Origin of the sequence: Gaiella sp., assembly GCF_035710885.1 — a bacterium.
Classification (GTDB): Bacteria; Actinomycetota; Thermoleophilia; order Gaiellales; family Gaiellaceae; genus Gaiella.
The window spans coordinates 37,861-64,777 of record NZ_DASTCS010000046.1; the positions used below are offsets into that span (position 1 = coordinate 37,861).

Below are 26,917 nucleotides of genomic sequence, written 5' to 3' on the forward strand. Positions count from 1 at the left end.
CTTACGGCTCAGGCCTCCGCCGACACCTCGTCGAGCACCGGTGTCACCTCGGCCGGGCCCTGACCGGCGCTCGGCAGCAGCCGTGCGGACACGATCTGCTCGGGGCCGGCCTCGGCCTGGATCCGGGTGAGGATCGACTGGACGAGGTCGGGGTTCTCGGTCAGGAACGCGGTCGCGTTGTGGCGGCCCTGGCCGAGCCTCTCGTCCCCGTACGAGAAGTAGGAGCCGGACTTCGTCACGATCTTCCGCTCGAGCCCGACGTCGAGCACCGTGCCCTCCCACGAGATCCCGTGACCGTAGATCACGTCGAACTCCGCCTGCTTGAACGGCGGCGCGACCTTGTTCTTGACGACCTTCACCCGCACGCGGTTGCCGACTGCCTCGGTGCCCTCCTTGAGGGTCTCGATCCGCCGGATGTCGAGGCGGACGGACGAGTAGAACTTCAGCGCGCGACCGCCGGGCGTCGTCTCCGGCGAGCCGAACATGACCCCGATCTTCTCGCGCAGCTGGTTCGTGAAGATGCAGATCGTGTCGGTGCGGTTGAGTGTCCCGGCGAGCTTTCGCAGGGCCTGGCTCATCAGCCGCGCCTGCAGGCCCACGTGGCTGTCGCCCATCTCCCCCTCGATCTCCGCCTTGGGCGTGAGCGCCGCGACCGAGTCCACGGCGACGATGTCGACGGCTCCCGAGCGGATGAGCAGCTCGGTGATCTCGAGCGCCTGCTCGCCCGTGTCCGGCTGGGAGACGAGCAGCTGGTCGATGTCGACCCCGATCCGCCGTGCGTACGTCGGGTCCATCGAGTGCTCCGCGTCGATGAAGGCGCAGATCCCGCCGCGTCGCTGGGACTCCGCGATCACGTGGTACACGAGGGTGGTCTTGCCCGACGACTCCGGGCCGAAGATCTCGACGATCCGTCCGCGTGGCAGCCCGCCGATCCCGAGCGCCATGTCGAGCGAGAGAGAGCCCGTGGACACCGCCCCGACCGAGACCTGGGCGGCATCGCTCATGCGCATCACCGAGCCCTTGCCGAACTGTCGCTCGATCTGGCCGAGCGCGACGTCGAGCGCTTCCTCCCGGTTCATGCGATTCATCCTCCTGCGGTCAGCGAGACGCGTTCAAGCACCTCGTACCGTGCGCCGGACGGGTGCAGTCGAGAAAGGTAAGCAGCAGCACCGGACGGAACGAATGTTCCCGTCTCGGGGAGCGGCGGGTCGAGGCGCGGTCGCTCGCGGAAGCGAAGCACCGTGACGTGGGCCAGCCACGCGCGCGACTCCGGCCGGTACACGCGGAGCTCGGCGAGCCGCCCGTGGAGGCGCGCCGCGAGCGCTGCTGCCTCGCCGGTGAGGTCGCGGAGGGCGACCATCCCAACGCTGCGCGTCTCGCGCCACGCGACGGGCTCGAAGGCGATGCGTCCCGCGCACGAGGCGGCCTCGCGTAGCGCCTCGATGATCACGTCGAGCTCCGTCGCGGGACGGCTTCCGAGGAAGGCGAGCGTGACGTGCAGGTGCTCCCGGGGGACGACACGTCCGCCCCGGAGGTGCTCCACGCCCCAGCGCTCGAGGACATCCAGTGTGGCGAGCGGCAGCTGGAGCGCGAGGAAGAGCCGCAGACGGTCATCGCCCCCGACGCTACCCGCCGGGGTCATACGTCTTCGTGCCGACTTCGTGTCAGGACACGGCGGGCGAGGTGCAGCGCGGCCACGGTGGCCCGCGACCTGATCGTGTCTCGGTCGGCCGCCAGCGAGAACTCGTGCCCCTTCTCCCCGTCGGGCGCGGAGACGTGGTAGTGGACGAGCCCCACGGGCTTCGCCGGCGTACCGCCGCCAGGCCCCGCGACGCCGGTGACGGCGATGCCGACGTCGACGCCGAGCCGCTCCCGCACGCCGCGCGCCATTGCGGCCGCGACCTCGGCCGAGACAGCGCCGTGCCCGTCGATGAGCTCGGCCGGCACGCCCAGCGCCGCCGTCTTGACCTCGTTCGAGTACGCGACGATTGCGCCCGCGAACGCGTCGCTGGAGCCCGGCACGTCGGTCAGCCTCGCCGCGACGAGGCCGCCCGTGCACGACTCGGCCGTCGCGAGGCGCAGGCCGCGATCCCGGCAGAGCTCGAGGACCAGCTCCGCGATCGTGCGCTCGTCCTCGGTGAACAGATGGCGTCGAAGCGGTTCCCGAAGCGCCTCGGCGACCTCGTCGGCCCGGCTCTCGGCGCCCGGCTCGACCACGAGGTCGACGTGGATCTCGAAGTCCCTTGCGCAGATCGTCGCCTCCACCCCGTCCCCGTCGCCGCCTGCCTCCGCGAGGGCGCGGGCGACGGCCGACTCGCTCGCACCGTAGAAGCGGAGCACTCTCCGGCCGGGGGCACTCGTCCGTGCGAGGACGGACTGGAGCGGGGCGCTCTCGACGGCGGCGGGCCAGAGGCGACGCAGCTCGCCGGGCGGCCCCGGCATCACGACGTACACGCAGCGCCCCGAGGCGAGCACCAGCCCCGGCGCCGTGCCGGCGATCCCCACGACGATCGCGCCCTCCGGAACGGTCGCCTGCTTGGTCACACCGGGGGCGAAGTCGGCATACGGGCGCCCGAGCCGTTCCGCGATCGCGCGCGACACGCCTTCGATGTGCGCCTCGAGCTCGGCGTCGACACGGAGAGGCGTACCCGCGACGCGTGCGACGAGCTCGACGGTGCGATCGTCGTGCGTCGGCCCGAGCCCGCCCGAGACCAGGCAGACGTCCGCGTCGCTTGCCTCTCGCAGCACCGCCTCCAGATCTCCCGGCTCGTCGCCCACGATCATGATCCGCTCCGGCTGGAGGCCCAGCGAGAGCGCCTCCCGCGCGTAGAAGGGGCCGTTGCGGTCGGTTCGCTCGCCGCGCACGAGCTCGCTGCCCGTGACGACGATCGCCGCGCGGGGGCGGTGACTCACCCGCTGACGGCGGTCGCCCCGGACACCGTCAGTCGTCCGCTCGGCTGCAGCGCGTAATGTCTGCCGTCGACCTTGACGACGACGTTCCGTGGGCGAGCGACCGAGAGGTACAGCGCCTTCTTCGTGAAGCGCTGGAGCTGCCCCTTCTCGAGCGTTCCCGTGTACAGCGGCTTGCCGGTCTCGGAGCCGGCGCGAACCTCCATGAACGACGGGCCGCGGACGGCACGGACGCTCAGCGTCACCTGCTGGCGGGTCGACCTCGGCGTGGAGACCGCGGCGGTGCGTGGCGTCGAGGCGTTGACGCCGTCGACCTGGGGATCCTCGTGCCCGCCGAAGCGCCACGCGGCGATGACGAGGGCCGTCACGAGCAGGATCGCCGCGAGGGCCACTCCGACTGTCCCCGTCTCCCGGCGGTCACGCCTCCGCCGCTGTCCTCCCGAGGGGACACGTGAGACGCGCGCGACCCGGGGTGCGCCGGCCCCGTCCTCCCCTCCGACGTAGCGGGAGTTGTACTCCTCGACGTACAGCCGGCCGTCCAGCCCGAGCTCGTCGGCGTAGACCTGGAGGAAACCCTTGGTGTACGCATGACCGGGAAGCTGGTCGAAGCGATCCTCCTCGAGATAGCGCAGGTACTTCGCACGGACCTTGGTCCGCGCCTCCATCTCCTCGAAGCCGAGGTCCTGGCGGATGCGCGCCTCGCGCAGGCTCGAGCCGATCTCGAACACGAGCGGCCAGTCTAGTCGTCATCCGGAGCCGGCGGACGGCGACGGGCAACCCGCGGGATCGGCGTTTTCCGCTCCTAGCGCTCGCCGAGATAGGTGAGGATCCCGTAGACCGCGACGGCGACGAGGGCGGTCGCGCCCAGGGCGATGCCGAGGACGCCGAGCGCCCGGCCGAACCTCGCCGTGCGACGTCCGCCGGCCCGTCCGAGGCGCATGTCGTCGTGCCTGAGGGCGCCACGCGCGAGGCCGATCGCGAGGCCACCGAGGAGCACGGCGATGGGGATCGCGAACCCCGCGTGCAGCAGCTCGTACGACTCCGAGTACCGCGTTGCGAGGATCGCGACGGGCATGGTCGCCCCCGCCAGCAGCCCCACGATCACGGCCGCGACCGCCCGGCCGTTCCCGGCCGTCCGCGCCTCCGAGCCCGTCGCCGCCACCGCCGCCACTACTGCTTCCTGTACGGCCTGCCGACCGCCGCGGGCGGGATCGAGCGCCCGATCACGCCTGCGACCGCGATCAGCGTGAGCACATAGGGCAGGGCCTGGAACAGGACCGCGGCGGACTGGGAGTACTCGGGCAGTCTCTGCGCGAGCGCGCTCGAGAAGCCGAACAGGAGGCACGCTGCGGCCAGACCGAACGGGCGCCAGTTCCCGAAGATGAGCGCCGCCAGCGCGATGAAGCCACGACCGGCGGTCATGTTCTCGTTGAACGAGTTGACGAAGCCGATCGAGAGGTAGGCGCCGCCCGCGGCGGCGAACATCCCCGAGAGAGTCACGGCGCCGTAGCGGACCATGTAGACGTTGATCCCGACCGTGTCGGCGGCCTTCGGATGCTCGCCGCACGCGCGGATGCGCAGGCCGATCGGCGTCTTGAACATGATCGCCCAGGTCAGCGGCACGAGCGCGATCGCGATCCAGATCATCAGGTTCAGCTGGCCGAAGATCGGCCCCAGGAACGTGACGTCGTCGATGAAGCCGAGCTTCACGTCCGGGATGCTCTCGATGTCGGTCGGCGTGCCCTCGGTCCCGTAGATGTCGATGAACAGGTAGCCGGTCACCCCGACCGCGAGGAAGTTGATCGCCGTCCCGCTGACGATCTGATCGGCGCCGAGGTGGATCGCAAAGAACGCGTGCACGAGCGCAGCGACCCCTCCGGATGCGATCCCGACGAGCAGCCCGAGCCACCACGAGTCGAGCTTGTCGGCGCCCATGATCCCGAAGAAGGCGCCCATCAGCATCATCCCCTCGAGGCCGATGTTGACGACGCCCGACCGCTCGGAGAACATCCCGCCCAGCGCCGCGAACGCGAGGGGGGTCGCGAACCTCAGCATCGCCGCGAACAGCGCCGACCAGACGACGACGCTCTCGAGCTTCCCGACCCCGGAGACCGTCGCGAGGTAGGCCAGGACGAAGCCGAACAGCCCGGCTGCCACGGCGAACGCGCCGAAGCGCCGCTCCCCGCGAATCGCGACGCCGACGCCGAGCATGACCGCGATGAGCGCAAGGACGACGCTCGGTACGAGCGAGCGGATCGTGAGCGGAGGCAGCGCGAGCCATGCCGCGAGCAGCCCGATTGCGATCCCCAGCCACGCCACGCGGCGAAGTCCCTGGGGCAGCCGGGCGGCGATCGGAACCGCGAGGCTCGTCATGCGAGGGCCCGCCTCCGCAGCCGGCGGAGCAGCCACAGGATCACGATGTCCGCGCCGACGAAGAGCACCACGAGACCCTGGATCAGGAGCGTCAGATTCGACGCGAGCTCGGGCTGGAAGATCTCGGGGTCGAGGTTGCGCGTCGACGTCCCCGTCACGAGGGAGCCGAACAGGAGCGCCGAGAAGAACACCCCGATGGCCGTGTTGCGCCCGAGCAGCGCGACCGCGATCCCGATGAAGCCGAGCTGGCTCGTCTGGATATCTCCCGTCGAGAGGCGGAACTGCCAGCCGAGGATGTCGATCGCGCCTGCCAGCCCCGCGAACGCGCCCGAGATCGCCATCGCGAGGAAGTAGTTCCGCGCGACACTGATTCCCCCGTACCGCGCCGCCTCCGGGTTGAAGCCGACCGCCTTCACGCCGTAGCCGAGGGTCGTCCGGTTGAGGATCACCCAGTACGCCACGAGCGCGGCGATCGCCACGAAGAAGCCGATGTGAAGACCCTGCAGCAGCGGGTCGCCCCAGAGGATCGGCAGCCTCGCCTGCTCGAGGATGTCGTTGGAGAACGGCACCGACGCCTGCGTGTCGTTCTGGAGCGGGCCTCCGACGCCGAACAGGAACGAGCCCGTCCAGATGACGATCCAGTTGAGCATGATCGTCGTGATGACCTCGTGGGCGCCGACGGTCGCCTTGAGGAACCCGGCGATCCCGGCCAGCATGGCCCCGGCGAGGGTCCCGACGACGACCGCGAGCATGATGTGCCAGAACGCGCCCATCCCCTCGAACGACGTCCCGATCCACACGGCGAGAATCGAACCGGACAGGTACTGCCCCTGGCCGCCGATGTTGAACATGCCGCACCGGAACGCGAACGCGACGGCGAGGCCCGTGAGGATCAGGGTCGTCGTGACGATCAGCGTCTGCTGGAGGTTCACCGCGGCGAGCGACTCGACATCGTCGACGTTCCACGGGAACGGGACCGTCGCGTCGCTCCACGGGAGCCCGATCCGGTGGTTTCCGATCTCGAAGAACCACGACCAGCCGGCGCCCTCGAAGATCGCACGATAGGTCGTCACCGGGTTCTTCCCCGTCGTCACGAGGACGACGAGACCGCCGACGAAGAACGCGAGCACCGTCGTCAGGAGCGGCGCAAGGATCCCTTCCGCGCGCTGCGCGACGCTGTATCGCTCGACGAAGGACTGCCGTACCTCGGGGCCCAGACCCGACGGGTCGACGCCGTCCGGCGGCGTCGGGGGCGCGACGTCGCTCACGCAGCCTCTACCTTTCGACCGCCGCCCGTCATCGCGATGCCGAGCTCCTCCTCGGTCGCGGTCGGCGGGAACTCGCCGACGATCTCGCCCTCGTACATCACGAGCACCCGATCGGAGAGGGAGAGGATCTCCTCGAGCTCGAGCGACACGAGGAGGACGCCCCGCCCCTCGTCCCGCTCTTCGACGATCCGGCGATGGACGAACTCGATGGCGCCCACGTCGAGGCCACGGGTCGGCTGCGCGGCGATCAGCACCTTGGGATCGCGGTCGATCTCGCGCGCCAGGACGACCTTCTGCTGGTTCCCTCCCGAGAGCGCCCCGGCCCTGGTCTCCGGCCCCCCGCCACGCACGTCGAACTCGCGGATCAGCCGGGCGGCCCGCTCGAGCAGGCGACGGGGGTACAGCCAGCCGAAGCGCGAGGCCGGCGGGCTGCCGAAGTCGTGGATCGCGAGGTTCTCCGCGATCGAGAACTCGAGCACGAGGCCGCGGCGCTGCCGATCCTCCGGCACGTGCCCGAGCCCGGCGTCGAAGTGGCCCTGGACGTCGCGCGAGGTGATGTCGACGCCCTCGACCTTGACCGTGCCGCTCGCCAGGCTACGAAGTCCGGTCATCGCGTCGATCAGCTCCGTCTGGCCGTTCCCGTCGATGCCGGCGAGCCCGAGGATCTCGCCGCCGTGCACCGTGAACGAGACCCCTCGCACCTTCTCGATCCCGCGGTCGTCGAGCACGTGGAGGCCATTCACCTCGAGCAGCGGGGCCGTCGGCTTCGCAGCGCTCTTGTCGACGCGGAGCAGGACGTCGCGGCCCACCATCAGCCGAGCGAGGCTCGCCTCCGTGGCTCCCTCGGCGGGCAGCGTCTCGATCAGCTTCCCGCGGCGCAGGACGGTGATCCGGTCGGCGACCTCGGCGACCTCGTTCAGCTTGTGGCTGATGAAGACGATCGACGTGCCCTGCGAGGTCAGCTCCCTGATGATCTGGAACAGCTCTCCGGCCTCCTGCGGCGTCAGGACGGCGGTCGGCTCGTCGAGCGCCAGGATCTCGGCGTTCCGGTAGAGCGCCTTGAGGATCTCGACCCGCTGCTGCTGGCCGACGGTGATGTCCTGGACGCGGGCGCGCGGGTCGACGGCGAGCCCGAAGCGCTCCGAGAGCTCGCCGACGCGTCGCTCCGCCGCGCGGATGTCGAGCAGCACGCCCTCCCGCGTGGGCTCCGACGCGAGCACGATGTTCTCGGCGACGGTCATCACCGGGATGAGCATGAAGTGCTGGTGCACCATCCCGACCCCGGCGTCGATGGCGGCACGCGGAGAGCCGAGCTCAACCGTGCGGCCCTTGATCCTGATCTCGCCCTCGTCCGGGTGGTAGAGGCCGTACAGGATGTTCATGAGCGTCGACTTGCCGGCCCCGTTCTCCCCGAGGAGAGCGTGGACCTCGCCCTCACGGAGGTCGAAGCTGACGTCGTCGTTCGCGACGATGCCCGGGAAGCGCTTCGTGATGTGCTCCATCTCGAGGACGACGGGGCGCTCGGCGGACATTGCGCGCGATCATATGCGGCGCAGCGGGCGAAGTGCCCGGCGTGCGTCGCAAGGCGGGGGTTCCGCTACTCGCGCGGGATGTCGATGTCGCCCGCGGCGATGTCGTCCGCGACTGACTCGAGCTCGTCGATCAGCGCGTCGCGATCGGGCGCGTCGGAGCTCACCTCGCCGAACCCGACCCCGCCGCTCGCGACGTCGAAGAGCGTGTCGCCGCCACCCTCGAACGTGCCGTCGATGACGTCCTGCACCGTCTCGAACACGGCGACGTCGACCTTCTTCGTCGCGCTCGTGAGGATGTGCGTGCCGAGGTAGCCCTGGTCGGCGTCGACGCCGATCCCCCATACGCTCTGCTCCTTCGCGGCCTGCAGCGCGCCGAGCCCGCAGCCGCCGGCCGCGGCGAACACGACGTCCGACCCCCGCGAGATCTGGTTGAGCGCGATCTCCTTGCACTTCGCCTGGTCGACGAAGTCCTGCGAGTACGCCTCGACGACGCGAACGTCGGGATCGGTCGCCGTCGCTCCCGCCTCGTAGCCGGCGAGGAACGCGACGACGGCGGGCACGTCCTGGCCGCCCACCGCGCTCACCGATGAGCCCTCGCCGACGGTGGCCGCGGCGACGCCGGCGAGGTAGCCCGCCTCCTGCTCCGCGAAGACGAGCCCGCGTGCGTTCATCGGAGCACCCTTGAGGGCCGCCCACGGGAAGTCGATGATCGCGAAGTTCGTGTCCGGGAACTGCCCGGCGACCGTCGCCAGAGCGTCGCCCATCAGGAAGCCGTTCCCGATCACGAGGTCGTAGCCGTCGCGCGCCGCGCGCGTCAGGTTCGGGACGTAGTCGTTGGCGGCCCTCGAGATGAAGACACGCCCTTCTACCCCGAGGTCGTCCTCGGCGCGCTGGAGGCCCTCGTTCGCGAGGGCGTTGAAGCCGCGGTCGTTGAGGCCGCCCAGATCCGTGACGACGGCGACACGGAGGTCGGAGCCTTCCGCCTCGCCGCCTCCCTCGTCCCCGCCGCAGGCGGACACGAGCAGCGCGAGCACGCCAACCACGCACAATGGCGCAAGCCTCACCGCACGCATTCCGGGGCTCTTACCCCCTGCACGCGATCCCGAAACACAACGGGCGGGCCCGGGGCCCGCCCGTTCATGCCGTGCCTAGCGCGTCCTACTTGATCGGCGCCCTGACCTTGCCGCCTGCGATCTGCCTGGAGACCGCGTTCAGCTTCGCGATCAATGCCGCGCGCTGGGGGGCCCTGGCGCTGACCTTGCCGTAGCCGACGCCACCGTTCTTGACGGTGAAGACGCCGTCGACGCCGCCCTTGAACTGGTTGTTGACGGCCTGGCGCGCGGTCGTGAACACCGCGAGGTCGACCTTCTTGGTCGCGCTCGTCAGGATGTGCGGGCCGAGGTAGGCCTGGTCGGCGTCGACGCCGATCCCCCACACGCCCTGCTCCTTCGCCGCCTGCAGCGCGCCGAGTCCGCAGCCGCCGGCCGCGGCGAACACGACCTGGGAGCCCTGCGAGATCTGGTTGAGCGCGAGCTCCTTGCACTTCGCCTGGTCGACGAACTCCTGGGAATAGCCCGAGAGCACCTTCGTCTTGGCGAACGTCTTCTTCGCACCGGCCCGGTAACCGGCGAGGAACGCGACAACGGCGGGGACGTCCTGACCGCCGACCGAGCTCACCGTACCGCCCTTGGTGACGGTCGCGGCCGCGACGCCGGCGAGGTACCCGGCCTCGGCCTCCTTGAAGACCAGCCCGCGGACGTTCTTCGGCTTGCCCTTGAGGGCGACCCACGGGAAGTCGATGATCGCGAACTTGGTGTCCGGGAAGCGCCTCGCGACGGCGGCCGTCGCGTCGCCCATCAGGAACCCGTTCGCGATCACGAGGTCGTAGCCGCCACGTGCGGCAGCAGACAGGTTCGGGATGTAGTCGGCTGCGGTCTCCGAGATATACACGCGAGTTCCCACGCCGAGCTTCGACTTTGCTTCCTTGAGGCCCTTGGCGGCCAGCGCATTGAAGCCCTTGTCGTTCAGGCCTCCGATGTCGGTCACGACGGCGACCTTGAGCGTCGTCGCCTGGCCCTTGGCCGGCTTCGCCGAGCCGATAGAGGCGACGGTCAGCGCGGACACCGCGACGAGCGCGAGCGACGCGAGGACCATCCATTTACGAATCGACACGTACCCTCCTTGATGGTGCTTTTGACGGAGCCTCCCGCCTTTGTGACGCGGGATTCAACCCGAAGTTGGACCGAAGCCGCAACCGCTGCAGACTAGTCGCTCCCGGGGCTCGAGGTTGTTAGGAATCGGGTCGGGACTCGCACCGCAGGTGCCTGTCCCCCGCGAGCGTCACGGGGTCAATCCGCTACGGGGACAGACCCCGGTACGGAGGTGAGCTGGTGCTCCTCGAGGAGCACTCGGCGCGGCTTCGACCCCTCGTACCCCGAGATGATCGCCCGGCGCTCGAGCATGTCGATCAGCCGACCCGCGCGGGTGTAGCCGACGCGCAGCCGGCGCTGGAGGAGCGAGACGGAGGCGGTCTGGGTCTGGACGACGATCTCGATCGCCCTGTCGAGCAGGGGATCCTCGTCGGGGTCGAAGTCGAGGTCGCCGTCACCATCGTCGGGCGTGGCGCCCTCGGGCATCGCGAGCAGCGTCTCGTCGAGCTCCTGACCGCGCTGCGCACGCGCCTGCTCGACGATCAGCGCGATCTCCTCCTCGGTCACGAAGGCCCCCTGGACCCGCTGGAGACGCGAGGTCCCGAGCGGCTTGAAGAGCATGTCGCCCTGGCCGAGCAGGCTCTCCGCACCGGCACCGTCGAGGATCACGCGGGAGTCGGTCTGGCTCGAGACGGCGAACGCGATACGGCTCGGCACGTTCGCCTTGATCATCCCCGTGATCACGTCGACGGAGGGGCGCTGCGTCGCGAGCACGAGGTGGATGCCGACCGCGCGGGACTTCTGGGCGAGCCGGATGATCGCGTCCTCGACCGCCTGCGGCGAGATCATCATCAGGTCGGCGAGCTCGTCGATCACGACGAGCAGGTACGGCAGCGGGTCCTCCCCACGCGCCCGGAAGGCGCGGTTCGCCTCGGGCAGGTTCCTGGCCCGGACGATCGAGAGCCGTTCGTAGCGACGCTCCATCTCCGCCACGACGTTGTGCAGGACTGCGGATGCCTCCTTCGGGCTCGACACGACCGGCGTCAGGAGGTGCGGGATCGACTCGTAGAAGTTGAGCTCGATCCGCTTCGGGTCGATCAGGATCATCCGGACGTCGTCCGGGGTGGCGCGGAGCAGGATCGACGTGAGCAGCGTGTTGATGCAGCCCGACTTTCCCGAGCCCGTCGTGCCCGCGATCAGAAGGTGCGGCATCCGCGCGAGGTCGGTCCACACCGCGTTCCCCGAGATGTCCTTGCCGAGCCAGACGGACAGTGGGCTCGCCGACCCGGGCAGGTCCTCGAAGATGTCTCCGAGGGTCACCATGCGCGGCGCGAGGTTCGGGACCTCGACGCCGACGGCCTGCTTGCCGGGGATCGGAGCCAGGATGCGGATCTCCGTCGTCGCGAGCGCGTAGGAGAGGTCGTCCTTGAGCCCTGCGACCTTCGAGACCTTCGTCCCCGGGGCGAGCTGCAGCTCGTAGCGGACGACGCGTGGCCCCGCGATCGTCCCCACCACGGTCGCCTCGACGCCGAAGTGCGCGAGCGTCTGCACGAGCACCTGCGCGGTGCGGGCGCTGACATCGGCCGAGTCGGCCCGACTCGGCGGGCTCGGCTTCAGCAGCGAGCGGTCGGGGAGCCGGTACTCGACTGCGCTCGCCGGCGCGTCGAACACGAGCGCACCGTCGTCGGTGGTCGGCTCGTCCTCGTCGGGCTCGGGATGCAGGAGCGGCGGCGGCCCCGATGACAGCGGGCCCGACGCGACCACGTCGGGAAAGGCCTCCATCCCGTCGATCGGCACGGGTCCGGGCCTGCCCGTGGGCTGCCCGAGCGCCGGCAGCTGGTCGGCCGAGGACTCGGAATCGCTCCAGTCGGCCCACTCGATGCTCTCGATCGAGCGGCGGGCCGCGCTCCCTGCCTGCCGGACGGCGTGCCCCGAGCGCCGCAGCACGGCGCCCGCCGACGCGCCCGTGACGAGCAGCACCCCGGCCAGGAGGAGCGCGACGCCGACGATCAGCGCCCCCCCGCCGCCGAGCACCCTTGCCAGGCCGCCGCCGAGCGCACCACCGACGGCGCCTCCGTGCTCCTCGCCGAGCGTGACCATCAGCCCGACCAGCCCGACTGCGATCCCGGTGCGGAACGGGCGCAGGTCGACGAGCGCGCTGCGGACGAGCATCAGCCCGCCGATCCCGAGCAGCGCGAGCGGAACGAGCGGAGCCGCCGAGCCGAGCGCGGAGCGCAGCCAGTCGGACAGGTGCGCGCCGACCCGTCCCCCGTCCCACCCGAGCCAGAGGACGGTCGCCAGCACGAGACCCACGGCGACGAGACCGAGCCCCCAGAGCTCGGGGCGGTGATGCCCTCGCTGGCGCTTCGCGCGCTTGCGGACGCGGGCAGGGCTGCGCGGCTTGCGCGTCCGCGCAGGCGCAGCGCGCTTCTTCCTCGTGGCCATGGGCTTGCTGCTTCTCCGCAGCCCGGCCGTCTCCTCTCGCGGGATCCTCCCTGGTCTCAGCCGGCTCGCACCCGGGCCTCCTCGACGATGGCCTCGGCCTCCGAGCGGTTCCCGAACCCGCGGGTCTCGACCTTCTCCGCCTCGAGGTCCTTGTAGACCTGGAAGAAGTGCTCGATCTCGTTGCGGAGCTCGGGGGGAATGTCGTGGACGTCGTGGATCCGCATCCACGCCGGGTCCTTCAGCGGGACGCAGAGGATCTTCTCGTCCGGTCCCTTGGCGTCCGTCATGTGGAACACACCGACGACGCGCGCGGGGATACGGCACCCCGGGAACGTCGGCTCGCCCACCAGGCAGAGCGCGTCGAGCGGATCGCCGTCCTCGCCGAGCGTCCCTTCCACGAACCCGTAGTCCGCCGGGTACGTCATCGACGTGAAGAGGCGGCGGTCGAGGACGAGGTGACCGGTCTCCGCGTCGAGCTCGTACTTGTTCCGTGAGCCGGACGGCACCTCGACGAAGACCAAGACGTCTGCCACGACCTCAACGCTACCGCTCGGGTCAGCGAGGGTCGCGACCGCGACAGCGGCCGCTTCGGGAGCTACCCTGGCGCGGGCGGGGGATCGACCCGTGGAGTCCGTTGCGGACTCCGCTCAGCGGGCTGGTAATCGCGCCAGTCGCTCGACCAGCAGGTCGAAGAACGCGTCTGTGTCGAGGTCGACGCCGACGTGGGCGTTCGCCGGGCGACCCGTACGGAGCCAGAGGTCGACCACGGTCCGGCCGCGGCAGAGCTCCGACTCCAGCTCCACCTCGACGTTCCTCGGCTTCGTCCCGACCAGGCCCGGCCGGAGGAGGTGCGCCACCGCGACCGCGTCGTGGATCGGCGCCCCGTCCCAGCCGTACGTCTCGCGGTGGTAGACGGCGAAGAAGTCGACCAGCTCGGCGACGAACACGCCGATCGACCCTGCGCCCCGGAGCCGCCGCTGGACGTCGGCGCCCGTGACGGCCCTGTGCGTCACGTCGAGCCCGATCATCGTCACGTCGACCTCGGCGTGGAGCACTGCCTGCGCCGCTTCGGGGTCGGCCCAGACGTTGAACTCGGCCGCCGGGGTCATGTTCCCCTCGGCGATCGCACCGCCCATCAGCACGATCCGCTCGATCCCCGTGGTCCCGTGCTCGTCGAGATAGCGCGCGACGTTCGTCAACGGTCCGGTCGGGACGAGCGTGACAGTGCCCGCGGCGTCGGCGATCGCGCCGGCCATCCATTCCACGGCGTCCCTGGAGATCGGCTCTGCGCTCGGCGGCGGCAGCGTGGGGCCGTCGAGGCCGCTCTCCCCGTGCACGTGGGCGGCGACGACCAGCTCCCGCTCGAGGGGCCTGTCCGCGCCGGCCGCGACCGGCACGTCCGGGCGGCCCGCGAGCTCGAGCACGCGGATGGCGTTGGCGGTGGTCTTCTCGAGCGTCTGGTTGCCGTAGGTCGTTGTCACACCGAGCAGCTCGAGCTCAGGGCTGGCGAGGGCGAGCAGCAGCGCGACGGCGTCGTCGTGGCCGGGGTCGCAGTCGAGGATGATCGGTGTCGCCATGGCGTCGTGCAGGGGCGAGGTATATCGCGGCGCTACGAGCCGGTGTCGAGGATGGCGTCGACCTCCGACGCGGCCGGCAGCGAAGGCTGGGCGCCGAAGCGTGACGCGGCCAGCGCTCCCGCGGCGCAGGCCCGGGCGAGGGCATCGTCCTGGGCGCGACCCTCGAGCAGCGACACCAGCAGGCAGGCCGTGAATGCGTCGCCGGCGGCCGTCCCGTCCACCGCGTCGACGGGCGGAGGCGCTGCGCGCGCGACCTCCGCTCCGTCGTCCAGCAGCACCGCCCCTTCGGCCCCGAGCGTCAATGCGACGAGGCCGTCGCGCCTGACCAGCGTCTCGAGCTCGTGGCGGTTGACGACCGTGAGGTCGGCGTCGACGGAGACCGGCCGCGCCGGCGCCGCGTTCAGGCAGAAGAGCCCGGTGCACTCCTCCCATGCCGAGAGCACCGCGGCGTCGGGGATCTCGAGCTGACACAGGACGGCGTCGTGGGGAGGAAGCTCCCGAGGGGCGAGCACGGCGTTCGCGCCCGCTGCGACCGAGATCGTCGTCTCGCCGTCGGCGTCGACCTGGATCAGGGCGACGCCGGTCGCGTCGTCGTCGCTCTCCTGGAGCTGGAGCGCCACGCCCGCCTCGCGCAGCCCGGCGAGCGCCTCCTCCGCGATCGGGTCGCGGCCGACCGAGGCCAAGAGGGTCACCTCCGCGCCGAGTCGTGCGCACGCGACCGCCTGATTGCCGCCCTTGCCGCCGGGGACACGGGCGAACGTCCCGCCGCCCACGGTCTCCCCCGCCCGCGGCAGGCGCGCAATGCGCACGACGAGGTCGAGGTTGACGGAGCCGACGACGACGATGCGGGGTGCATCCGCCACCTTGCCATCCTCTCACCCACGGCGTCACGCGGAAGACCGGGCGCTCGCGCGTGGCGCTCGACGGCCGGAGCCGACGGCATCGTGCACCGCGCCGAGGAGGGGGCCGGGGGACCGGGGCGTTCCCCCGTTCCCGTCCTCTAGGCGGCGAGCGCCCGGAGGTCGTCGACCGTCGCCCCGAGCAGCGTGTCGCGCAGGTCGAAGAGTCCCGCCCAGAGCGACGAGCGGTCCGGGACGGCCTCCAGGCGGGCCGCGTCCTCGAGGCCCTGGAGCGCCCGAACGAGCACGGCGAGCTCGAGGTACACCGCCGCTGTGCGGTTCGGGCAGGCTGTCACGCCTGCGCGCTCGAGCACGGGACGCCACTCCACGAGCTCGCCTGCGCCCGGCCCTCCGTACCACGACCGGCCCTCGGCGCGGTCGGGCTCGAGCTCGACCAGGTACGCCGAGAGCGGCGTATCGAGACCGGCGAGAGCGGTCTCGACGCGGTCGGCTGCGTGACGGAACGCCGCCCGACGGGCGCCCGGGGTCGCGGGGACGGCGTCACCTCTCCCCCACCTCTCCAGCAGCCGGCAGAAGGCGATCGCCGCGGCCTCGCACGCCCGCAGCTGGCCCACCAGCCGCCGAACGTTGGCCGGCGTGGAGCCGTTCGCCTCGATCACGTCCGCCCAGTCGGTCATCGCTCGGCCCATCAGACCTCGATCACCACCGGCAGGATCATGGGGCGGCGCCGGGTGCGCTCGTAGACGACCTGGCCGATGCCGTCGTGGATGTGCTCCTGGAGGAGCTTGATCTCGGTCACGCCGTTCCCGGCGAGGTCGCGGACGATGCGGTCAGCCTCGTCGCGGAGGTCGCCGATCAGCTCCTCGTCCTCGCCCACGCCGCGCGCGATCAGCTCGGACGGGGCGATCTCTCCGCCTCCGCCGTCGGTGAGCGCCACGGTCGTCACGATGATCAGCACACCGTCCTCTGACAGCCGGCGGCGGTCGCGGAGCGCGACGTCCTCCACGTCGCCGACCCCGAGCCCGTCGACGAACGTGACGCCCGCGTCGATGCGATCGACGATCCGCGCGCCGTCCGGGGTGAGCTCGACGACGGAGCCGTTCTCGCCGAGCAGGATGTCCTCGTCGCGCACGCCGGCCTCGCTCGCCAGCCGGGCGTGGGCAGCGAGCATCCGGTACTCGCCGTGGATCGGCATCACCGCCTTCGGGCGGACGAGCGAGAGGAGCGTGCGCAGCTCCTCGGAGCACGCGTGGCCCGAGACATGGACGGGCGCGATCTCCTGGTGGAGCACCTCCGCGCCCAGCCGGGCGAGCCTGTTGATCGAGTCGTGCACGCGGAGCTCGTTCCCCGGGACCGGCTTCGCGGAGATGATCACGGTGTCCCCCCGCTCGACCTCGATGTTCTGGTGGTCCCCGTAGGCGATGCGCGTGAGCGCGGACATCGGCTCCCCCTGGCTGCCGGTGCAGAGGATGAGCACCTCGTCGCGCGGGAGGTCCATCGCCTCCTTCGGCGAGACGATCGCGTCGTCCGGGAGGTCGACGTAGCCCAGGCTCCGGGCGATGTTCATGTTCTTCCGCATCGACCTCCCCACGACGGCGACCTTGCGCCCGTTCGCGATCGCCACCTCTGCCGCCTGCTGCACGCGATGGATGTTGGAGGCGAACGAGGCGACCACGATCCTCCCGGTGCGCAGCGGGATCAGCTGGCGGAACGCCTCGCCGACGAGTCGCTCCGACCCGGTCATCCCGGGCCGCTCGGCGTTCGTCGAGTCCCCGAGCAGCAGGCCGACGCCACGGTTGCCGAGCGCGGCGAGCGCGCCGACGTCCGTCTTGAGGCCGTCGACCGGCGTGTGGTCGAGCTTCCAGTCGCCGGTGTGCAGCACGCGTCCGGCAGGCGTCTCGACCACCAGCGCCATGGCGTCCGGGATCGAGTGCGCCATGCGGACGAACTCGAGCCCGTACGGCCCGACCTGCATCGACCCGCCTCCCGGCCCGACCTCCGTGAGCTCCGTCGCGGAGCCGAGCTTGTGCTCGTCGAGCTTCGACTTGACGAGGCCGAGCGTCAGCCTGGTGCCGAGGACCTGGTCGACCTCGACCTCCCGCAGCACGTAGGGAAGCGCGCCGACGTGATCCTCGTGGGCGTGCGTGAGCACGATCGCGCGCAGCGGCTTCCCGAGGAGGTACGAGAAGTCGGGGAGCACGAGGTCGACGCCGAAATGCTCGTCGCGGGGGAATGCGAGCCCTGCGTCGACCACGATTCGCTCGTCGCCGTACTCGAACACGGTCATGTTCTTGCCGACCTCGCCGAGGCCGCCGAGAGGGATGATCCTGAGGGCGCTCACGGACGGAGTCTACGGACGGTGCTCGACGGCGAGACCGTGAGGGCTACGCGGCGAGTGCGCCGACGAGCCCGAGCTGCTCGAGGCAGCTGCGGATCCGGGTGGTCTCCGCCTCGTCGGCCTCGACGAGCGGCAGCCGCAGGCCGCCGACCTCGTGGCCGAGAAGCTGGAGCGCCTTCTTGATCGCGATGGGGTTCGTCTGCACGCGGAGGATCTCGATCGCCGGGCGGAGCTCCTGGTCGAGCGCGTGTGCGCGCTCGACGTCGCCGGAGCGGTAGCTCGCGACAAGCTCCCTGACGCGCGGGCCGACGACGTGCGTGTGGACGCAGATGCCCCCCAGGCCGCCCACCTCGAGGAACGGGAGGACGAGGTCGTCGTCGCCGGCATAGAGGTCGAGCCCGCAGGAGACGACGTGGCGCGCCGCGTCGATGCTCGGCTTCGCCTGCTTCACGGCCCGGACGTTGTCGATCTCCGCGAGCCGCGAGATCGTCTCCGGCTCCGCGTCGACGACCACCCGCGACGGGATGTCGTAGAACACGATCGGCCGGTCGGTCGCGGCAGCGACGGCCTCGACGTGGGCCACGATGCCCCGCTGCGGAGGCCGGTTGTAGTACGGCGTCACGACGAGGAACCCGTCGACGCCGATCGCGTGGGCTCGCTCGGTGAGGTGGATCGAGTGGGCGGTCGCATACGTGCCGGTTCCCGCGATCACGGTGCCGCGGCCGCCGACCGCGTCGACGGCGGCTGCATAGAGCGACATCCGCTCGTCGTCGGAGAGGGTAGGGGACTCCCCGGTGGTGCCCGTGACGACGACGCCGTCGGAGCCGTTCTCGAGCAGGAACTCGCAGAGCGAGCGGAACACCTCGAGGTCGACCGAGCCGTCCTCGCGGAAGGGCGTCACCACCGCCGTCAGGATCTCGCCCAGCACCGCCCGAATTGTACTCGTCCCGGTTTCGGGTAAGGATCCCGCCGTCGTGCAGGAAACCCGCAGAACGGAGGCGTGATGCTCAAGGAGTTCAAGGACTTCCTGATGAAGGGCAACATCGTCGACCTGGCGGTCGCGTTCGTCCTGGGCGTCGCGTTCGGCGCCCTCGTCAACTCTCTCGTCAACAACCTGGTGATGCCGATCATCGCGATGATCATCGGCAAGCCGGACTTCTCGAACCTCACGTTCACGATCAACGACGCCGTCTTCCGCTACGGCGCCTTCATCACCGACCTGATCACCTTCGTGGCGACCGCGGCGGCGATCTTCTTCTTCGTCGTCAAGCCGGTTGGCGCCGTGATGGCACGCATGGCCAAGCCGGACGAGGAGGAGGTCACGGACGAGGAGCGGCGCCACCAGGAGCTGCTCGCAGCCCTCAGGGCGCGCTGAGCACCTATCACCCGGCTCCGCGCGTCGCGAGGCGCGCGGAGCCTATTCCTCGAGGAGCGCCTCCAGCCCGACGGTGAGCCCGGGTGGGAGCGAGCGCACAGCCTCGATCGCGCGCAGCACGCCCGGCACGAAGGCCTCGCGCGACGTGGTGTCGTGGCGGATGGTGAGCGTCTCCCCCGGCCCACCCAGGATCACCTCCTGGTGCGCGACGAGGCCGGGGAGCCGAACGGAGTGGATCGGCACGTCGCCGCCCATCCGTGCCGCGGTCGCCCTGGCCGTCCCGGACGGCGCGTCGCGCTTCGTGTCCGCGTGGAGCTCGACGATCTCCGCGCGCGGGAGCGCACGGGCTGCCTCCTCGGCGAAGCGCATCATCAGCACCGCCCCGAGGGCGAAGTTCGGCGCATAGATGCACGGCACCCCTGCGGCACGCGCCCTCCGGTCGAGCGCCTCCACGTCGAAGCCGCTCGTGCCGATCACGAGCGGGACACCCGACGCGAGGCATCGCTCCGCGTTGCCGGGCACCGCGTCGGGCCGCGTGAAGTCGACGGCGACGTCGCATCCCTCCGGGCCGCCGGAGCGGGCGTCGACGACCTCGTGCCCCGCCCGCTCGAGCGCAGGCCCCAGGACCGAGCCGACCTTGCCCGTGGCGCCGAAGAGGCAGACCTTCATGCCCGTTCGCCGAGCGCCGGGTTGACCCGCGCGATCGCGGCCCGAAACCGGGTCTCGCGCGGCCCGATGCCGGCGGCCGAGAGGCGCTCGAGCGCGAACAGCGACGCCGCGGCCTCGGTCACGTCCTCCTCGGTCACCGCCCTCACGCGCCGGATCGTCTCGTCGACGGAGACGAGCTCCACGTCGGTGATGAGCGCCCTCCCGAGCCTGGTCATCCGGTTGGACGTGCTCTCGAGCGAGAGGAGCAGCCGTCCCTCGAGGTTCTCCTTCGCCCGCTCGAGCTCGCCGGGACGCAGGTTGCCGCTCGCGACGTCCACGAGCTCGTCGGCCGTCACGGCCAGGCACTCCGCGAGGTTCTCCTCGCGGGTCCCGACGTAGACACCGACCTGGCCCGTCTCCGCGTACTGCGAGCCGTACGTGTAGACGCTGTAGGCCATGCCGCGCTTCTCGCGGATCTCCTGGAACAGGCGCGAGGAGGCCGATCCGCCGAGGATCGCGTCGAGCAGCGAGACGGCGTAGCGGCGCTCGTCGTCGCGCGCGATCCCCGGCCCGGCGAGGACGACGTGGTACTGCTCCGTGCGCCGGCGCAGGAAGCGGTAGCCGGGCTTCGGCACCCGCGCGAGCAGCGAGCGACGCACGCGTGAGTCGCCGTTCCGACTCCCCCGACGCGCGGCGAACAGGTCGACGAGCCGGTCGTGGGACACGTGCCCCGACGCGGCGAGCACCACGTTGGGCCCGACGTAGGCGCCGCCGTGATAGGAGCGCAGCGCCCGCGGCGAGACCTTTGCGATCACCTCGGCGCGTCCGATCACGGGCCGTCCCAGGGGATGCGACCCGAACACGGCCTCGGCGGCGAGGTCGTGGACGAGGTCCTGCGGGTTGTCGTCGACCATCGCGATCTCCTCGAGCACCACCTCCCGCTCGCTGTCCACGTCGTCGAACGAGGGGGCGAAGACCATGTCCGTCATCGCATCGAGCGCCTGTTCGACCCGATCGTCCGGGATCCGCGTGTAGACGACGGTCGTCTCCCGCGATGTCGCCGCGTTGAGCTCGCCCCCCATCGCGTCGAAGAGCTCGGCGATGTCCTGGGCGCTGTAGCGCGAGGAGCCCTTGAACAGCAGGTGCTCGATGAAGTGCGAGACTCCCGCGCGGGAGGAGGGCTCGTCACGCGACCCGGTCGCGATCCAGAGCCCGAGCGCCGCCGAGCGGACGCCCCGGAGCGGCTCGGTTGCGATTCGCTCCCCGCCCGGCAGGGTTGTGATCTCGGGCTCGCGCACGGCGCGGATCGTATCGTCGGCATCTCACGCGGCCCGTCGTTGCGTGCTGCGATCCGAGGATCACCCGAAATGGGGCGCAGCACCCGCGGGGATCGGTCGATGAGCTCTCGCAGCATCGGGTGCGCGCACACGCCGTGCCTACACCCCAACCTCGAGGGGGCAGAAGTGAAGCGATCAAAGACCAGGAGCGGCCTGAGCCTCGCCATGCTCGCTGCGTTCGTCCTAGCGCTCGTGGTCGTCCCGGCGGCAGTCGCGGCTAAGGGCGGAAGTGCTACCGCCGGTGGAGGCAAGCCAGGTGGTGGGGGCAGCTCGAGCCTCAGCCTCGTCTTGCTGGACTCGACCGACGGACTGCCACACTACGGTCAGCAGGTGACGTTCACCGTCTCGACGACTGCGACCGATCGTCCCTACGTGAGCCTCAACTGCTACCAGAACGGGGTCTGGGTCTACTCCGACTCGGCCGGATTCTTCCCCGACTATCCGTGGTCGCAGAATTTCACTCTCGCGACGTTGAGCACGTGGACGAGCGGAACTGGCGATTGCACCGCCACGCTCTACACGACGAAGGACGGCAGGAGATCGACGACGCTGGCAACGCTGGGCTTTCACGTTTACGCCTAGCGGAGTCGGCCAGGTGATTCGACGGCACGGCCGCCTCGCCGCGTCAGGACAGAGGAGAGAGAGGCCCCGGCCTTCTGGCCGGGGCCCCTGCGTGGCCGTACTCCTTCGTCTATGGCGTGGTGATGTCAGCCGTTGCTGATCGTGAGAGTGGTCGTCTCACACGGGCCGGTCGAGCCCTGGACGCTGTTCGTGCTCGTGAACACCGCCAGCCACGAGACGGTCGTGGTCCCGGTTGTGCTGATCAAGACGTCGGTGCCACTACTGCCGTCGTTGGTCGTACTGACGGTTGCTGACCCTGTACCGCTGACTGGCACCGTCTCGGAGTACAGCGCAGTGCCGGTGCAGCTACCGCCCGGGTAGAGCGTGAATTGCACGCTCCCGGCGAGGGCCGACCCACCTGTGGCGGTCACAGTGGCGGAATCGTTCGGTCGCCAGTTCTGCGCAGTCGAGGTGGTCGTCGTATCGGTCACACTGAAGCACTCGCTGTCTCCGGTGCCGCTGTGGACCAGGTCGGGCGGATAGTTGGTGTCGCCCGGCCATTCTGCGCGGAAGCAGTAGCGTCCCGGCGTCAACGGGCTGCCAGCCGTGTTCACCGCGTCGGACGTCGCCTGGGCTTCACCGACCGGCGGACTGGAATCGGCAAGAGTATTCGTGCTCACCGTCGTGCCGCCCGTGGTGCAGGTGCCTGTGGCGATCGGTCCGCACAGGAAGAACGTGACGCTGCCTGTGGGTGTAGGCGGGTTCGAGATTCCCTGGCCTAGAACGGTCGCCGTGTCCGTAACCGACACCCCGGGCTGGACACTGCCACCGGCACCGGTGCTGGGCGTCGTGCTCAGCGTCGCGTTACACGGGGCGAACGCTCCGCCGACGAAGTCCTTCAGGACAGCGTCGACAGACTGCGAGGCGCGTGTCTCGATGATGAAGCTGGAGAAGCACTCGTCCGCGAGACCGAGCTGGGCGAGGTCGATACCGCCCTCGTAGAAGTGCCCCTTCGGGAACACGTCAGGCGTTGCGCTTTGCTCCTTCGCCTCATAGTCCCACGGTGAGTCCTCGTCTCCGATGTTCACCGTCGCGCACGCCTCGTCCCCGCCGCCGACCTGCGGCGGGCCGACACAGTCGGCAGGCGTAGGCGGATCGAGTGTTCCCGCGATCAGGTCGAGCGTGCCGTCGATCTCGCCCCCGGGCGAGTGCCACTCGAACACCCTGATCGTGGTGACCTCACCGCCCTTGGTGAAATCGCTCAGGACGAGCACGTCACCGTTGGTGTGCGCGCCGCTGAACGTGCCGCCCGCGACCGGGGCCACCTCGGCCTGGAAGAACCAGATGCCGATCGTCGAGTCTCCCGAGGCCGAGTAGCGGTCGGCGCCGAAGTAGAGCAGATCGCCGTATCGCGCCGCGTACCCGTGGGAGAGATCGTCCTTGTCCGGCCCTGCGCCCGTGGTGTGTTGCCACCCCGTCACGTCCAGGTCGTCCTTCGTCGCGCCCCCCGTGAACAACGTCGTGTCCTTACCCGCCGCGTTCACCGCATCGGTCACGAAACGGCTCACCCCGGCCGTCGTGCCACCGAGGCAACCCGGCGCTACCCCGACTGGCGTGCCGGCCGGACAGACCTTGTTCCAGTCCTCCCCAGGCGAAGGACCGTCAACAGCGTTGCGGTCGAGCTCGAATACACCATCGTCGTGCACGGCCCCGGCGCCCGCGACGTAGAAGAGCCCGAACACGATCGCCAGCGTCAGCGGGACGAGCAGCGTCCACCGCCTCCGCGGGCTTCCGGAGGGCCCGAGCACTCGTTGTGTCATGCCACGCCTCCCACCAAGTCGTGCGGCCGGAGGCCGACTGCCCCCCTGACGACGTCGGCCCCCCGAGGGCTCGACGCTGTCTCCCGCATATCCGATGAACGTTGCGCCGTTGCCGGATGATCGGCTAGCTGCGGTCGCAGTAATCGTCCAGCTGCCGATGCCCTAGGGCGAACACTTGATTTCCAGGGAACATCGGCGCACCATGGACTGGGGGCAGAACCAACCTTGGAGAGGACGATGGGGGCTCGTGGCACGATCCTGGTGGTCGACCACGACGACGCGGCCCGTGCGGCCGCGGTCTCGATCGCAGGGCGCCTCGGCTATCTCGTCACCGAGGCCGAGAACGCCGAGTCCGCGCTCGAGCACCTCGACGCGGAGCCCCCGGCACTCGCGATCGTCGAGGTCGAGCTGCCGGGACCGACGAGCGGACTCCAGCTCCTGCGCGAGCTGCACGAGGCCTACGGCGACGCCCTCCCGGTGATCCTCGTCTCTGCCGAGCGCACCGCCCCTCTGGACCACGTGGCCGGCCTGCTCCTGGGAGCAGACGACTACCTCTCGAAGCCCTTCGACCAGGGCGAGCTCTTCGCACGCGTCCGCAGGTCGCTGAGTCGCTCGGCAGGTCCGTCGAACGGAAACGAAAACGGGACACCGGCCAGCGAGGTCAACCTCAGCCCCCGCGAGCTCGAGATCCTCGCGCTGCTCGCACAGGGCTTCGGCCAGTCGGACATCGCACGGACCCTGGTCGTCAGCCCGAAGACCGTGGCCACGCACATCCAGCACATCCTCTCCAAGCTGAGCGTCCACAGTCGCGCCCAGGCAGTCGCCGAGGCCTACCGTTTGGGGCTCGTGAGCCCGGACTTCGCTGCTCACGAGCTGGTCGCGGCTCAGGTCTAGGCACACCACCTGCGAACGACGCACGCGACGGCCCAGCGGACGGTGCGTGGCGCTCGATCGCGACTCCTCCCGTGAACGTCTTGACGAAATTCGTTGCAGGCTTCCAGGATCGACCGCTTGCTCGACACGTCAGTTCGTAGGCGATCGGGTTCGCGTCCGACGGCCGTGTGTCGTGGCGGACAAGCGGGTCACGACGACAACAGCGCCAGCGCTCGGGTCAGGCCTTGAACGATGGAGGGGCGGCTCCCGCCGCCCCTCCATCAGCTTCCTAGCTGCGCTCGCGCCGGCCGCGGTCGCGGCCGCCCCGGCCTCCACGATCGTCGCGGGGAGGGCGCGGCTCGCGCGGAGGCGCGTCCTTCGCCCGCTCGACGAGCGTCTCGGGCGAGACCAGCTGACCGTCCTCGTGCTTGGCGACGAGCTTGAGGCCGATCCGGCCGCGCTCCTTGTCGACCTCCTGGACGACCACGTCGAGCGTGTCGCCGCGCGCGATCACGTCCTCGATGTGCGCGACCCTGCCCGGGCCGACGTTCGAGACGTGGAGCAGGCCGTCGGTGCCCTTCTTCAGCTCGACGAACGCGCCGAAGTCGGTGGTCTTGACGACGCGGCCCGTGTAGGTGTCCCCCACCTCGGGCTCCTTCGTCATGGCCTGGATGGCCGAGATCGCCGCGTCGGCGTTCGTGCCCTCCGTCGCGTAGACGAGGATCGTCCCGTCCTCCTCGATGTCGATCTGCACCTCGTAGTCGGCCTCGAGCGAGCGGATCGTCTCGCCGCCCTTGCCGATCACCATCCCGATGAAGTCGGGGTTGATCTGGATCGACGAGATCCGCGGTGCGTGGTCAGCGAGCTCCGAGCGCGGCTCGGAGATCGTCTCGATCATCTTGTCGAGGATGAACGCCCGCGCGCGCTTCGCCTGCTCGAGCGCCGAGCGCATGATCTCCTGCGTGACGCCGGTGATCTTGATGTCCATCTGCAGGGCGGTGATGCCCTCCGTCGTGCCGGCGACCTTGAAGTCCATGTCACCGAGGTGGTCCTCCGCGCCCTGGATGTCGGTGAGGATGACGTAGTCGTCGCCTTCCTTGACGAGGCCCATGGCGATCCCGGAGACCGGCGCCTCGATCGGCACACCGGCGTGCATCAGGGACATCGTCGACCCGCACACGGATCCCATCGACGACGAGCCGTTCGACTCGAGCGTCTCGGAGACGAGGCGGATCGTGTACGGGAACTCGTCGAGGGCCGGGATCACCGACTCGAGCGCGCGCTGCGCGAGCGCCCCGTGGCCGATGTCGCGCCGCTTCGGGCCCCGCATGAAGCCCGTCTCCCCGACCGAGTAGGGAGGGAAGTTGTAATGGTGCATGAAGCGGCGCTCCTGCTCGATCGAGAGGTCGTCGATCCGCTGCTGCTCCTTGGCGGTGCCCAGGGTGCAGAGCGTGAGGATCTGCGTCTGCCCGCGCGTGAACAGGGCGGAGCCGTGCGTCCGCGGTGAGACGCCGACCTCGGTCGTGATCGGGCGGATCTCCTCGGTGCCGCGGCCGTCCGGCCGCCGCTTCTCGATCGCGATCTTCTTCCGGACGAGATCCTTGTAGATCGCGTCGGCGGCCTTCTTCACGTAGCTCCGCGTGACCGCGTCCTTCACCGGCTCGTCGCCCTCGCCGACCGGGAACGGCAGCTGGATCTCGTCGTGGATGCGTGCGAGGAGGATGTCGCGCTTGCGCGACTTGAGCTCCTTGGAGTCCTGCTCCGCATCGGTGAGAGCACGGAGCTCGTTCTCGAACTGCGCCCGCACGGCGCTCTCGACCGCAGCGAGCCGTTTCGTCTCGAGCAGCGCCTGCAGGCCGTTCCGGACCTGCATCTCCCGGACGATGTCCTCCTCGACCGAGTCCATCGTGATCGCCGGAGCATCCGTCGCGAGAAGCTCGTCGACGACGCCGGCGGCTTCGCGCAGCCCCACCTCGGCGACCCGGCGAGCGACTGCCTCGCCGTGACGCGCTTCGAGCTCCGCGTTGAGCTCGACGTCGATCCACTTCGGCTTGCCGACCTCGCGGGCCAGCTCGTCGATCGCGTCGCAGATGCGGATGATCTGCGCGTGCGCGAGCGCGAACGCCTCGAGCATCGTGTCCTCCGGGACCTGCTCTCCGCCGGCCTCGATCATCGTCAGCGCCTCGCGGGTGCCGACGACGACGAGGTCGAGCGAGGACTCGTCCAGCTGCTGGTACGTCGGGTTGACGAACAGCTCGCCCTCGATCCGGCCGATCCGGACGGCGCCGACCGGCCCGAGGAACGGCAGCGACGAGACCGCCAGCGCGGCCGAGGCGCCGTTGATCGCGAGGATGTCGTGCGGCACGACCATGTCGGCCGAGAGCACGGTGCAGATCACCTGCACCTCGTTCTTGAAGCCCTTCGGCCAGAGCGGCCGGATCGGGCGGTCGATCATCCGTGCGGTGAGTGTCGCGCGCTCGGTCGCGCGTCCCTCCCGCTTGAAGAAGCCGCCCGGGATCTTCCCGGCGGCGTACATCCGCTCCTCCACGTCGACCGTGAGTGGGAAGAAGTCCGCGTCGGGGCGCGCGTCCTGGCGCCCGACCGCCGTCGCGAGGATCATCGTGTCCCCGCTGCGGACGACGACGGCGCCGTCGGCCTGCTTTGCGAGCTTGCCCGTCTCGAAGCGCAGCTCCGCCGCGCCCACGTCGACGGAAACCGTGGCCTGATGCCCGGCCTGGATGGTGCTCATTCCCTGTCCTCCATCGTCACTCTTCCGTTGTGGCGGAAGGTGGAGGTTTGAGCCAGCTCCGCAGCACCTGCGCGAAGCTCGATCAAACGCCCACCTCCCGT

General features: G+C 70.3%; 24 protein-coding genes. 3 read left to right on the forward strand and 21 right to left on the reverse strand.

What is annotated here, in order from left to right:
- Window positions 1-8: 8 nt before the first annotated feature.
- The 17 genes from recA to dapA all read right to left on the reverse strand — a co-directional run bounded on the left by recA (window position 9) and on the right by dapA (window position 18,381).
- A complete protein-coding gene (gene recA, locus VFO26_RS10480; protein WP_349259070.1) occupies window positions 9-1,088 on the reverse strand; it encodes a recombinase RecA in 1,080 nt (359 codons plus the stop codon).
- Window positions 1,085-1,642 carry a 2'-5' RNA ligase family protein gene (locus VFO26_RS10485; protein ID WP_325114922.1) on the reverse strand — a complete coding sequence of 186 codons (558 nt, stop codon included), beginning with the start codon at window positions 1,640-1,642 and terminating at the stop codon, window positions 1,085-1,087. Before VFO26_RS10485 ends, recA begins: the two co-directional genes overlap by 4 nt.
- Window positions 1,639-2,913 (reverse strand): CinA family nicotinamide mononucleotide deamidase-related protein, encoded by a 1,275-nt coding sequence (locus VFO26_RS10490; protein ID WP_325114923.1) that lies wholly within the window; start codon window positions 2,911-2,913, stop codon window positions 1,639-1,641. The genes VFO26_RS10485 and VFO26_RS10490 overlap by 4 nt, the downstream gene beginning before the upstream one ends.
- Window positions 2,910-3,638 carry a RodZ domain-containing protein gene (locus tag VFO26_RS10495; protein ID WP_325114924.1) on the reverse strand — a complete coding sequence of 243 codons (729 nt, stop codon included), beginning with the start codon at window positions 3,636-3,638 and terminating at the stop codon, window positions 2,910-2,912. Before VFO26_RS10495 ends, VFO26_RS10490 begins: the two co-directional genes overlap by 4 nt.
- A gap of 74 nt (window positions 3,639-3,712) precedes the next feature.
- A complete protein-coding gene (locus tag VFO26_RS10500; protein ID WP_325114925.1) occupies window positions 3,713-4,081 on the reverse strand; it encodes a hypothetical protein in 369 nt (122 codons plus the stop codon).
- On the reverse strand, window positions 4,081-5,283 hold the full coding sequence (locus VFO26_RS10505) for an ABC transporter permease (RefSeq protein WP_325114926.1): 1,203 nt from the start codon (window positions 5,281-5,283) through the stop codon (window positions 4,081-4,083). Before VFO26_RS10505 ends, VFO26_RS10500 begins: the two co-directional genes overlap by 1 nt.
- A complete protein-coding gene (locus VFO26_RS10510) occupies window positions 5,280-6,551 on the reverse strand; it encodes an ABC transporter permease (RefSeq protein WP_325114927.1) in 1,272 nt (423 codons plus the stop codon). The genes VFO26_RS10505 and VFO26_RS10510 overlap by 4 nt, the downstream gene beginning before the upstream one ends.
- Complete coding sequence (locus tag VFO26_RS10515) at window positions 6,548-8,083, reverse strand: ABC transporter ATP-binding protein (RefSeq protein ID WP_325114928.1); 1,536 nt, start codon at window positions 8,081-8,083, stop codon at window positions 6,548-6,550. The genes VFO26_RS10510 and VFO26_RS10515 overlap by 4 nt, the downstream gene beginning before the upstream one ends.
- A gap of 65 nt (window positions 8,084-8,148) precedes the next feature.
- Window positions 8,149-9,126: a BMP family ABC transporter substrate-binding protein gene (locus VFO26_RS10520; RefSeq protein ID WP_325114929.1), complete on the reverse strand. Its 978-nt coding sequence runs from the start codon at window positions 9,124-9,126 to the stop codon at window positions 8,149-8,151.
- 115 nt (window positions 9,127-9,241) lie between these two features.
- Window positions 9,242-10,255 (reverse strand): BMP family ABC transporter substrate-binding protein, encoded by a 1,014-nt coding sequence (locus tag VFO26_RS10525; RefSeq protein WP_325114930.1) that lies wholly within the window; start codon window positions 10,253-10,255, stop codon window positions 9,242-9,244.
- A 176-nt stretch (window positions 10,256-10,431) separates the two neighbouring features.
- Complete coding sequence (locus VFO26_RS10530) at window positions 10,432-12,678, reverse strand: FtsK/SpoIIIE family DNA translocase (protein ID WP_325114931.1); 2,247 nt, start codon at window positions 12,676-12,678, stop codon at window positions 10,432-10,434.
- A gap of 56 nt (window positions 12,679-12,734) precedes the next feature.
- Window positions 12,735-13,211: an inorganic diphosphatase gene (locus tag VFO26_RS10535; protein ID WP_325114932.1), complete on the reverse strand. Its 477-nt coding sequence runs from the start codon at window positions 13,209-13,211 to the stop codon at window positions 12,735-12,737.
- A 114-nt stretch (window positions 13,212-13,325) separates the two neighbouring features.
- Window positions 13,326-14,255 (reverse strand): nucleoside hydrolase, encoded by a 930-nt coding sequence (locus tag VFO26_RS10540; RefSeq protein WP_325114933.1) that lies wholly within the window; start codon window positions 14,253-14,255, stop codon window positions 13,326-13,328.
- 32 nt (window positions 14,256-14,287) lie between these two features.
- Window positions 14,288-15,118: a ribokinase gene (locus VFO26_RS10545; RefSeq protein WP_325114934.1), complete on the reverse strand. Its 831-nt coding sequence runs from the start codon at window positions 15,116-15,118 to the stop codon at window positions 14,288-14,290.
- Window positions 15,119-15,255: 137 nt separating this feature from the next.
- Window positions 15,256-15,792, reverse strand: a complete 537-nt coding sequence (locus VFO26_RS10550; RefSeq protein ID WP_325114935.1) for a hypothetical protein — start codon at window positions 15,790-15,792, stop codon at window positions 15,256-15,258.
- A gap of 11 nt (window positions 15,793-15,803) precedes the next feature.
- On the reverse strand, window positions 15,804-17,456 hold the full coding sequence (locus VFO26_RS10555) for a ribonuclease J (RefSeq protein ID WP_325114936.1): 1,653 nt from the start codon (window positions 17,454-17,456) through the stop codon (window positions 15,804-15,806).
- Between the two features lie 43 nt (window positions 17,457-17,499).
- Window positions 17,500-18,381: a 4-hydroxy-tetrahydrodipicolinate synthase gene (gene dapA / locus VFO26_RS10560; protein WP_325114937.1), complete on the reverse strand. Its 882-nt coding sequence runs from the start codon at window positions 18,379-18,381 to the stop codon at window positions 17,500-17,502.
- A gap of 75 nt (window positions 18,382-18,456) precedes the next feature.
- Here dapA and mscL point away from each other — a divergent pair, with 75 nt between their 5' ends.
- Window positions 18,457-18,828 carry a large conductance mechanosensitive channel protein MscL gene (gene mscL, locus VFO26_RS10565; protein WP_325115079.1) on the forward strand — a complete coding sequence of 124 codons (372 nt, stop codon included), beginning with the start codon at window positions 18,457-18,459 and terminating at the stop codon, window positions 18,826-18,828.
- A 42-nt stretch (window positions 18,829-18,870) separates the two neighbouring features.
- On the opposite strand, the gene VFO26_RS10570 is transcribed toward mscL, so the two are convergent.
- The gene (locus tag VFO26_RS10570) at window positions 18,871-19,497 is read right to left on the reverse strand and encodes a 4-hydroxy-tetrahydrodipicolinate reductase (RefSeq protein WP_325114938.1); all 627 of its coding nucleotides are present in this window, start codon (window positions 19,495-19,497) and stop codon (window positions 18,871-18,873) included.
- Window positions 19,494-20,774: a pitrilysin family protein gene (locus tag VFO26_RS10575; protein ID WP_325114939.1), complete on the reverse strand. Its 1,281-nt coding sequence runs from the start codon at window positions 20,772-20,774 to the stop codon at window positions 19,494-19,496. Before VFO26_RS10575 ends, VFO26_RS10570 begins: the two co-directional genes overlap by 4 nt.
- A 369-nt stretch (window positions 20,775-21,143) precedes the next feature.
- On the opposite strand from VFO26_RS10575, the gene VFO26_RS10580 reads away from it, so the two are divergent.
- Complete coding sequence (locus VFO26_RS10580; RefSeq protein WP_325114940.1) at window positions 21,144-21,395, forward strand: hypothetical protein; 252 nt, start codon at window positions 21,144-21,146, stop codon at window positions 21,393-21,395.
- Between the two features lie 125 nt (window positions 21,396-21,520).
- Here the strand turns inward: VFO26_RS10580 and VFO26_RS10585 are convergent, their stop codons facing one another.
- Window positions 21,521-23,116, reverse strand: a complete 1,596-nt coding sequence (locus tag VFO26_RS10585) for a hypothetical protein (RefSeq protein ID WP_325114941.1) — start codon at window positions 23,114-23,116, stop codon at window positions 21,521-21,523.
- A 315-nt stretch (window positions 23,117-23,431) separates the two neighbouring features.
- Between VFO26_RS10585 and VFO26_RS10590 the strand changes: the two genes are divergently transcribed.
- The gene (locus VFO26_RS10590) at window positions 23,432-24,088 is read left to right on the forward strand and encodes a response regulator transcription factor (RefSeq protein WP_325114942.1); all 657 of its coding nucleotides are present in this window, start codon (window positions 23,432-23,434) and stop codon (window positions 24,086-24,088) included.
- Window positions 24,089-24,356: 268 nt separating this feature from the next.
- Here the strand turns inward: VFO26_RS10590 and VFO26_RS10595 are convergent, their stop codons facing one another.
- The gene (locus VFO26_RS10595) at window positions 24,357-26,816 is read right to left on the reverse strand and encodes a polyribonucleotide nucleotidyltransferase (RefSeq protein ID WP_325114943.1); all 2,460 of its coding nucleotides are present in this window, start codon (window positions 26,814-26,816) and stop codon (window positions 24,357-24,359) included.
- Window positions 26,817-26,917: the final 101 nt, after the last annotated feature.